This window comes from Streptomyces sp. NPDC051217 (assembly GCF_044455465.1).
In the GTDB taxonomy this organism is placed as follows: Bacteria; Actinomycetota; Actinomycetes; order Streptomycetales; family Streptomycetaceae; genus Streptomyces.
Genome location: NZ_JBITEV010000025.1, coordinates 63,109 through 72,397, shown reverse-complemented (window position 1 = coordinate 72,397; position 9,289 = coordinate 63,109). Strand labels below are relative to the sequence as shown.

The 9,289-nt window shown below is 66.4% G+C and carries 6 protein-coding genes and 2 pseudogenes; 4 read left to right on the top strand and 4 right to left on the bottom strand.

Features of this window, described 5'->3' with window-relative positions:
* Positions 1-137: 137 nt before the first annotated feature.
* Positions 138-945 (top strand): annotated as a pseudogene (locus ACIBBB_RS35020) (IS5 family transposase).
* A gap of 474 nt (positions 946-1,419) precedes the next feature.
* Here ACIBBB_RS35020 and ACIBBB_RS35015 read toward each other — a convergent pair.
* The gene (locus ACIBBB_RS35015) at positions 1,420-2,139 is read right to left on the bottom strand and encodes an isocitrate lyase/phosphoenolpyruvate mutase family protein (RefSeq protein ID WP_398989302.1); all 720 of its coding nucleotides are present in this window, start codon (positions 2,137-2,139) and stop codon (positions 1,420-1,422) included.
* Positions 2,140-2,225: 86 nt separating this feature from the next.
* Positions 2,226-2,735, bottom strand: coding sequence for a carboxymuconolactone decarboxylase family protein (locus ACIBBB_RS35010; protein ID WP_398989300.1), 510 nt, complete (start codon positions 2,733-2,735; stop codon positions 2,226-2,228).
* A gap of 1,132 nt (positions 2,736-3,867) precedes the next feature.
* Between ACIBBB_RS35010 and ACIBBB_RS35005 the strand changes: the two genes are divergently transcribed.
* Entirely contained in the window at positions 3,868-5,307 is a 1,440-nt protein-coding gene (locus tag ACIBBB_RS35005; RefSeq protein WP_398989298.1) for a PLP-dependent aminotransferase family protein, read from the top strand.
* A gap of 189 nt (positions 5,308-5,496) precedes the next feature.
* Here ACIBBB_RS35005 and ACIBBB_RS35000 read toward each other — a convergent pair.
* A pseudogene (locus ACIBBB_RS35000) lies at positions 5,497-5,691 on the bottom strand (aldo/keto reductase); the annotation flags it as partial.
* Positions 5,692-6,440: 749 nt separating this feature from the next.
* Between ACIBBB_RS35000 and ACIBBB_RS34995 the strand changes: the two are divergent.
* The gene (locus ACIBBB_RS34995; RefSeq protein WP_398989296.1) at positions 6,441-8,138 is read left to right on the top strand and encodes a SpoIIE family protein phosphatase; all 1,698 of its coding nucleotides are present in this window, start codon (positions 6,441-6,443) and stop codon (positions 8,136-8,138) included.
* A gap of 119 nt (positions 8,139-8,257) precedes the next feature.
* Complete coding sequence (locus ACIBBB_RS34990) at positions 8,258-8,494, top strand: DUF2283 domain-containing protein (RefSeq protein ID WP_398989294.1); 237 nt, start codon at positions 8,258-8,260, stop codon at positions 8,492-8,494.
* A gap of 79 nt (positions 8,495-8,573) precedes the next feature.
* Here the strand turns inward: ACIBBB_RS34990 and ACIBBB_RS34985 are convergent, their stop codons facing one another.
* Positions 8,574-8,897 carry a hypothetical protein gene (locus tag ACIBBB_RS34985; RefSeq protein WP_398989292.1) on the bottom strand — a complete coding sequence of 108 codons (324 nt, stop codon included), beginning with the start codon at positions 8,895-8,897 and terminating at the stop codon, positions 8,574-8,576.
* Positions 8,898-9,289: the final 392 nt, after the last annotated feature.

Here is a 9,289-nt window from a genome sequence, read left to right as displayed (position 1 = left end):
CATCAGGCACGAGATCAGCAGCCACACAACAGATCCTGCCGACACACCACCCAACTGACAACCCACCAGACGGTGTTCATTTTGAAACGATCAGTTAGACGTCGTTCCTTATGGCTTGATCGTTTGTTGAACTGTGCATGACGGGCTTGGTTGAGCGGTTGGTGTCGGGTGAGTTGTGGGTGTTGTTCCGTGGGGTGGTGAAGCCGATGGAGGTGATGCGTCGGGAGGGTGGTGGCCGGGCTCGGGCGGGTGATCGTGAGGTGCTGGCGGCGGTCTTGTTCGTGGCCGCGTCGGGTTGCACGTGGTGGCAGTTGCCGCCGGTGTTCGGGCCGGCCTGGCCCATGGTCTGCCGGCGGTTCGCGCAGTGGTCGCAAGCGTGGGTGTGGGCGCGGCTGCACCGTGTTGTCCTTGACGAACTCGGTGCCTGCGGTGAGCTGGACCGGTCGCGCTTTGCGATCGGTTCCGTCAGTGTCCGGGCGGCGAAAGGGGGTTGTTGACGGGACCGAATCCGACCGGCCGTGGCAGGTCGGGATCGAAGATCCACCTGATTACCGGCCGGAACGGTCTTCCGCTGTCGCTGGGGTTTTCCGGCGCGAACATGCACGACAGCCAGGGCCTGGAGCCGCTCGTGCGCGGCATTCCGCCCATCCGCTCCCGTCGTGGACCCCGACGTCGGCGGCCCGGCAAACTGCACGCCGGCAAGGGATACGACTACAACCGGCTGCGCCGATGGCTGCGCAGTCGGGGGATCACCCACCGCATCGCCCGCAAGGGCGTCGAATCCTCGCAACGACTGGGCCGACACCGATGGGTCGTCGAACGAACCGGCTCGTGGCTGGCCGGCTGCCGACGCCTCCACCGGCGCTACGAACGCGAAGCCGAGCACTCCCCGCCATCGTCGGCATCGCAGCCACACTCATCTGCCACCGCCGACTCACCAGATGAAACGACGTCTGAAACCTGTGCCTGCACCCGCTCGATCTGGGGTCCGTCTCCGTAGTGCCCAGGTGTCGGGACGAAGGCGGGTGGCCGGCATTATCTTTCGGTGACGAAGTGGATCCTGGTGGTGGATCCGCCGCAGGACCGTCCCGGACATTCGCCGATCTGACCACTTCCACCCAGACAGACGGCCAATTTCCGCAGTAGCGGATCGACCTGTTTCGTCCCCCGCTCCTCCCCTGTTTGAGGGACGTCGGCAGGGGACGCCTTCCTCGCGCCGGCGGCGTGCTGGTGGGCTCGCACGGCCGTCGAGTCCACCGACACGTCCCGGTCGATTTCGCCCTCGGCGTCCGCGCGTAGGGGAGTGAGGTGTGTCTCGGGCTGTTGTTGAGGCAGAACAGCGAGGTTCGGGGCCTTTAGCGACCCCTGGCCCCGCCTGCAGCGACCAGCTACCGACGTGCTGTCGTGCTGCCTGAGCTTTCAGTCGCGCAGTCGCGTGGCGAGTTTGCTGGTGGCTCCCCTCACGTGACGATGCATCCCCGGACCGAAGGTAATCCGAGTGACGCCCAGCCCTGCCAACGCGGCTACGGACTCCTCGTTCGGCTCGTCAGCTGCCATGTTGAGGGGGCCCTCGATGCCTTTCCGTAGCTCCGGGTACACATCGAGGGGGGCCAGGAGCGGGTACACGCAGTCGGCGCCGGCGTTGACGTACAGCCGGGCACGGGCCACGGCGTCGGCAGGATCACGGGTACCGAACAGGAAGGTGTCGACGCGCGCGTTGATGAAGAGATCCTCGCCTGCCTCTGCTCGCACACCGGCCAGCCATTCGGCGTGCTCCTCAGGGTCCTTGAGTGTGCTGTGCCCCTCGGAGTCCTCCAGGTTGCAGCCGATGGCGCCCGTTTCCAGGAGCCGCCCGACCAGCTCTCCGGGGTCGAGGCCGTAACCGCCCTCAATGTCAGCGGATACGGGCACGTCGACAGCCCGGACGATTCTCGCCACCGCGGCGAACATCTCATCGGCCGGTGTCGAACCGTCCTGGTAGCCGAGCGAGGCGGCGATCCCGGCGCTGGGGGTGGCGAGTGCGGGGAAGCCGGCGTCAGCGAAGACCTGGGCACTGGTAGCGTCCCAAGGCCCTGGCAGTACGAGTGGGTTGCCGGCGGTGCGCCCTTGGTGCAGGGCGCGGAAGCTGGACGCAGTCATTTTTTCCCGTGGACTTGGAGGGGATGAGGGCGGAGAAAGGGAGAGTCGTGTTGTTCGGGAGCCATTCGGCATGACTCCGGCCGCTCTCAGCCCGCGGTCGCGGCCGGGGTGTAGTGACCGGGGACCATGCGGGTGGACACTCCGATACGGTTCCACGCGTTGATGGTCGTGATCGCGGCGATGAGGCCAGCCAGCTCGGTCTCGTCGAACTCGCTTGCGGCCCTTGCGTACACGTCGTCCGGTACGTGTCCTTCTGTCAGCAGTGTGATCGCCTCAGTGAGTTCGATCGCGGCAACTTCTCGAGCCGTGAAGAAGTGCTTGGCTTCCCTCCACGCGCTTAGCTGAATGACCCGCTCTGCCGACTCGCCTGCAGCCAGGGCGTCCTTGCTGTGCATGTCCAGGCAGAAAGAGCACTGGTTCACCTGGGAGGCTCGGATCTTGACCAGATGGAGCAGAGCCGACTCGACCCCGCGTCCCGCTGCGGTGTCAAGACGAAGCATGGCCTTGCTGAACTCGGGGAGCAGCTTCGCCAGATCCAGGCGGGCTTCGTGCTCCGGGAGGTGCTGCTTGTGGTCCTGTACGTCGTTCGTTGTCATGCTGCAGACGTTACGTGCCCGGTGGCGTCAGGTTATGGTCCATTGGCGTGTGTAGTTCCCGGGCCAATTACACGCTGGTACAGGGATTTCGTAGTCTCCCGCCCGCCTCTGGTCCGTGGCACGAGTACCTTCCGGCGGACATGTAGGCCGCTGGTAAGGGCGTGGTCTGGCGCGCGGTGTGTCGAGTACTCCGGCCGCCGTCCGTGCGATGGAGTGAGCCTGTGGGAGGCCCCACGCGCCCGTTTCAGCCGTTTGCGTTGTTTCGGGTGCTTGCCTCTGCCGCGGGAGTGCGGACTCGGCCGCATCCACCAGATTGCGAGTCCCTTCCCGGCGCAACCGGTTGGTTTCCTCGCCATCCGGGTCTGCCAGGTCGGTGAGTAGATGGATCACCGCGTCCGGCCTGGCCTCCGCCACCGCTTGGCGTAGGCCGTCCCGGTCGAGCCACACCAGCTATGACCGGCTCCCACCGCGCCAACGGCGTCAATATCGGGGCCATCACCCACGTACAGCAGTTTCGCGCGGCAGAAGGCCCAGCACCACGCACGCCGCGTGGAAGGCGGAGGCCGCAGGTTTGGACACACCCAGCTCGCGACACTGCCTCGAACCGGTCCCGCACACCAAGGATGCGAAGCTTGCGTTCCTGGTAGGCCAGGCTCGTGTGCGACAGAACAGCATGCCGGTGGTCGCCGAGCCCATCCAGACCCCAAGGCTGTCCCGGAAGAGCGTCGAGTCCGCCTCGAAGTGGACCACTAAGCGGTCGAACCCGCGTCCGCCGCGGAGTCGTCCATGTCCGCCACGAGGAACCCCTGGACCCGCGCCCGTCGCGGACCCGGGAAGTCGGACTCCCGCGCGGCCAACGTTGCCCAGCGCAACTGAGTGTGTCTGCCAACAGAGCAGTGCATCGTCGGCGAAAGCGAACGTACCTTTCAGCCCTTCTGCGCCGTCTGCTCCCTTGTAGTCAGACAGAGTGTCGTCAACGTCCCAGAAGACGGCGGCGCGGATCATGACCCCACCGCTGGAAGGCCACTACACCCGTCAGGCACGACATCCCGTAGCGAGTGTGTTCCTGATCTCGCACAACTCCATGTCCCCGGCCTGTGCAGCCAATGGCGCTGAGGTACGGTCCATTCTCATGACAGATTCCTGGTCCAATTCCGCACACAACGCATCCCACGAATTCGGCATCGACCTGCATCTTGACCGCAAAGGCCCTGGGCTGCGTACCGGGCTGATCGAGGCACTACGGGAGGCTGTGCGCACAGGGCGGCTGACCCCTGGTACAAGGTTGCCGCCATCCCGCTCACTCGCCGCCGATCTCGGGATCGCCCGCAACACCGTGGCCGACGCCTACGCCGAGCTGGTTGCCGAGGGCTGGCTCGTCGCCAAGCAGGGTTCCGGGACCCGTGTCGCCCAGCGCGCCGAACCCCGCAAGACTTCACCCGCCGGTCCGCCCGCGAACCTGGCGCGAAGCAGGGCAACGTACAGCATGCTGACGGGTACGCCCAACCTCGCGGAATTTCCCCGCAAGCAGTGGCTCACCGCGGCCCGTCGCGCCGTGACCGCGGCGCCTCACGAGGCCTTCGGTATCGGCGACGCTCTGGGCCGCATGGAGCTGAGAACCGTGCTCGCCGACTATCTGGCGCGGGCCCGCGGAGTGTACGCGGCGCCGGAGCGTGTGGTCATCTGTTCCGGGTTCCGTCATGGTCTGACACTGATGGCCCAGGTACTCAGAGCTCGGCAGGTTAGAGCGGTCTCCGTCGAGTCGTACGGCCTCGACATCTATCGAGACCTGCTGACCAGCACCGGACTGCGAGTCCCGCCCCTCTACGTCGACGAACACGGGACACGCACCGAGGACTTGGCGGGAATGCGCGGGGTCGGTGCGGTACTGATGACACCGGCACACCAGTTCCCGACAGGGATTGCGCTGCGCCCCGACCGGCGCGCAGTAGCTGTCGACTGGGCACGGTCCACAGGTGGCCTGATTCTGGAGGACGACTACGACGGAGAGTTCAGGTACGACCGTCAGCCGGTGGGCGCGCTGCAAGGGCTCGACCCGGAGAGGGTGGTGTACCTCGGAACTTCGAGCAAATCGCTCGCCCCGGGACTGCGGCTCGCCTGGATGGTGCTGCCCGAAGACCTTGTGCCCGAGATCGCGGCGGCAAAGGGGCACGCCGACTGGATGTCGAGCTCCCTCGAACAGCTGACCCTCGCGGAGTTTATTGCGTCGGGCTCGTACGACCGCCATGTGCGCGCTATGCGGCTGCGCTACCGGCGCCGCCGCGACCAGCTGGTCGCGGCCCTCGCGCGGACTGCCCCCAGCGTCCACGTGACCGGCATGGCCGCCGGGCTGCACGCGCTCCTCGAACTCCCGCGCGGAACCGAGCGCTCGGTGGTCCAGGCGGCGGCCCGGCGAGGTCTCGCGGTCGAAGGAATGAGCGCGTTCCGCTACGAGACGGCGGACTCCGGGTGGCGACTGCCCGAACAGGACGCACTGGTGGTCAACTACGCCAGCCCCTCCGACAGCGCGTGGGCGGGGGCACTGGACGCACTGTGTGCGGTGATGCCCTGACCTGATCTTCAACCCGTTCGCCGTGGACCCGGCGCCGTCGGCATTCGCTCGCTGCCTGGCAGGACCCGGGCCGCCGACACTGTGCGCGGTGTGACGGGAGCCCCCGTGCTCCCCTCACACTGATGGCGTCGGGCCCTGGATGTCCTTTAGGCGGGGGAGGTGGGGAGGGGATGGGGGATGGGGTGCGGATCAGCCACCGGCCGGGAGCGGGGCCGCCGGGTCGAGCAGACCGGCAGTGCGCAGGTCGTGCCAGGAGGCGGCGGGGATCTTCTCGCGCAGGGCGCCGAGGTCTTCGGCTGTCCTGGAGGGGCGGGCGGCACCGGGGATCGCGGCGGCGGCCGGGTGGGCGAGCGCGAACTGGAGCGCGGCGGCCTTGACTCGGAGCGACGCCCAGGGCGCCCAATGGCGGTTCAGCCGGTCTATCGGCGTTCAGCTGCGGAGAGGCGGCCTGTCATGATCGCGTTGGAGCAGTGAGATGGCAGGTCGAGCGGACGGCCCACAGGCTGGAGAACCATCACACCAGGGAACTGCGGCCGCCCTCCTCCTGCCCCCTGTCTCGACGACGACGGACGTGCCTTGGTCGGCTATGGCCCATGAATCAGCCGGCGAATTGGACCGTGCGAGGCAGGAGGCGAGTGCGTAGATTCAAGTGTACGTATTACGTGTGGAGACGGACCTGCTGGGACGTTCCCCGGGGGTTGCCCTCCGGATCAGATTCTATAGGAAATTATGACCCCCCAAAGTGTGCATGTCGTAGCAGACCGAAGCGTGACACCTCCCTGCGATCGGAGCTCTGGTGGCCTCATGAGCTCGGACAGGGAAGCGGACAACCCGATCACCGCCATGGGCCCCGTCGCGGTGATCGGGGCAGATGGACCGGTGAACCAATGGAGTCGTACTGCCGAGCTTGTCTGGGGCCTCACTGCTGAGCAAGTGCTGCGCCACCCTGCGGCGCAGTTGCTAGCTCCACCGGCACTGGGCGCTCCGGCAGAACGGCGGCCCTTCGGATCCTGGTCTGGACAGGTGCGGATTTTTCGCCGAGACGGGAGCGGGACGACCGTGCATCTGCGGTCCACCGTTCTGGCGGACAGTGAGGGTGGCGGGGCTGAAACAGTAATTGGTTGGAGTGGTCCGTGACCACGACCGGGTCGGTGCCTCCCCGAGGCCTGCAGCCCTCGATGGCACAGGCGCTATACGAGAACTCACCGGTCGGGCTGGCTTTCTGGGACACCGATCTGCGCTGCACCTGGTTCAACGAGGCGACGGTTCAGCAGAACCTCTTCGAGAGCGATACGCCGCTTGGGCTGCGCGCGGGTGAAGCCTTGGCCGGAGAGAGCGCGGACACCCTGGAGATGTCGCTACAGGACGTCCTCATAACCGGCGCCCCGGTGCTCGATCACAACTGGACGCTCGGCACCGGTACGGGAGAAGAGCGCGGGCACTCGATATCGCTCTTCCGGCTGCAGGACCCACAAGGGCAAGTACTGGGCGTGTGCTTGCTGAGCGTGGAGACAAGTGACAGCTGGACAGCCAAGCGCTTCAACCTGCTCACGGATGCGGGTACCCAGATCGGCACCACGCTCGATGTAAGGCGAACCGCGCAGGAACTCGCCGATATCGCGGTACCCGCGATCGCCGACTACGTCACCGTGGACCTGACGGGCACCGTCTCCGAGAAGGACACGCCGCTGGAGCATCTGTCCGGGACGACCCAAAGCATCCCGGCGTTCTACCGTGCGGGGCTGGCGTCCATCCATCCTGGCTTCCCTGAGTCGATCTGGTCCCGCGGCGACGCCGTGTACGTCCCTCCGTCTTCACCCTTCACCGAGGTACTCGCCACCCGCAGGGCCCACTTGGAACCGAAACTCGACACGGGACCGGGCAACTGGCTCGACCGGGACCCGGACCGGCTGAGGGCCATCCGAGAAACCGGCATGCACTCGCTGATCATGGTACCGCTCACCGCCCGCGAGACGGTGCTTGGCGTGGCGGTCTTCGTCCGCACCGATAACCCTCTTCCCTTCTGCCAGGCGGACTTGAAACTCGTAGAGGGCCTGACCGAACGGGCTGCTCTCAGCTTGGACAACGCCCTACGCTACAGACAGGAGCGCAGGGCCGCTCTCGCCTTGCAGCGTAATCTGCTGCCGGCCCGGCTCGATGGCGGCACCGCATTGCAGATTGTGTCCCGTTACCAACCTTCCGATCGTCATGGAGATGTGGGCGGGGACTGGTACGACGCCATCCCGCTCTCTGGCGGCCGGATCGCCCTGGTCGTCGGCGACGTGGTCGGCCACGGCATCACCGCCGCCGCCACCATGGGCCAACTGCGGACCGCCGTCATCACCCTCAGCAACCTGGGACTCAGTCCCGCTGAGGTCCTCGCCCAGCTTGACCAGCTCGCCCTCAACCTGTCCGACAGCCATCGTGTCGATACGCCTGCCACCAGCGCCACCTGCGTCTACGCGGTCTATGACCCGGCCAGTGGCCGGGTCACCGCAGCGAGCGCCGGCCACCCGCCTCCTGCTGTGGTTTTCCCCGACGGCACGTCAAACTTTGTCGCTCTTACCCCTGGAGCACCGATCGGCGTTGGCCTGCCGGACTACAAATCGGTGGAGTTCGACCTCCCCAAGGGGGGCCTGATGGCCCTGTACACCGACGGACTCGTCGAGAGTCGTACGGCAGACATCGACGAGGGCCTGGAGCAGCTTCGCACCGCTCTCAGCCAGCCCGTAGGAGACCTGGAAGAACTCGCCAGTACCGTCCTGACCACGATGAAGAGGATGGACAACGCGGAGGACGACATCGCATTTCTGCTGGCCCGCCCTCGGTAACTCCAGCATGGGCACAGGATGCGCGACTAGGCACTGTCCTGGCGATCTTTGACGTCAGTACGCTCTGTGGAAGATCAGGGCCTGCACTACAGGTCGGAGAACCGCGGGGAAGGTCAGCGATGCGGGTCGAGTACGACGCAGTGGCGAACATGGCGTACATCTACCTTGTCGACAGCATCGCCCCAGGGGAGGCCGTCCGGCAGGTACCTGCCGAGGACGACACGGCGATACTCGACTACGACTCACACGGACGACTTCTGGGCATCGAACTGTTCAGTGCCCGAAGCCGGTTGCACCCGGAGCTGCTGGCCGGTGCAGAGAGGATCGACCGTGAGCCGCGTCCGCCGAGCACGTGATGCGTTGAGAGAACTTGGGGAGTCGGGGCGATCTGACGGGTGTCCAGTGGGAGCGGGAGCAATAGTCAATACCTGTGGATCACGGCTGCCCGTTGAGGCCGAGCTTTCTCTTGCCGTAGGGGGAGAAAATCGATCCCCAGCCGGTCCAGCCGGCGTGGACCTGGGCGATCTGGGAGGGCAGCGGCATGACCGGGAGCAGGTCTCTGCCCTTGGCCCAGTTGGTGAGGAGGCCCTCGGTGGTGTCCATGGCGGAGACGACCATGGTGACTTTCGCGTTGCCGTCGGACCAGGTCTCCCACAACGCCCACCCTTCGGGGCGTGCTTCCACTCCCAGCCGGACACAGGCATGCGGGTAGGTCTCGTCGGTGCCGACAGGCATGGCCTCGGGCCGGATGACGGCCACGGCGGCGAGAGGGACCTGTAGGCGTTCTGCCTCCTCCTCCAGGCACCCGTCCAGGGGAAAGTGGTAGTGCAGCAGCGCCCGTCCCAGAGCTCGGAAACTCCGACAAGCGGGTGGGCGGCACAACCGGCCGGCTGCAGCGTCCAGTCCACGGAAATGCCGGCCGCGGACGCTTACGGGCTTTCGCGCTGGGCGATGCAACGCGTTGGACGAGCACAGCCCGCGCGATGGACCGCCGCCTGATGCGCACCACGATCGAGTCGGAGATCAGTCGGCGGACGACGTGGCGCACCGACACGCAGTCGGCACCCGAGACGGAGCGTCCGGGCACGAAGGTTGAGCGGCGAACCCGAACAAGCTGATGAGCAGCGGCAGGCGGAACTCCGCGCCGCCCA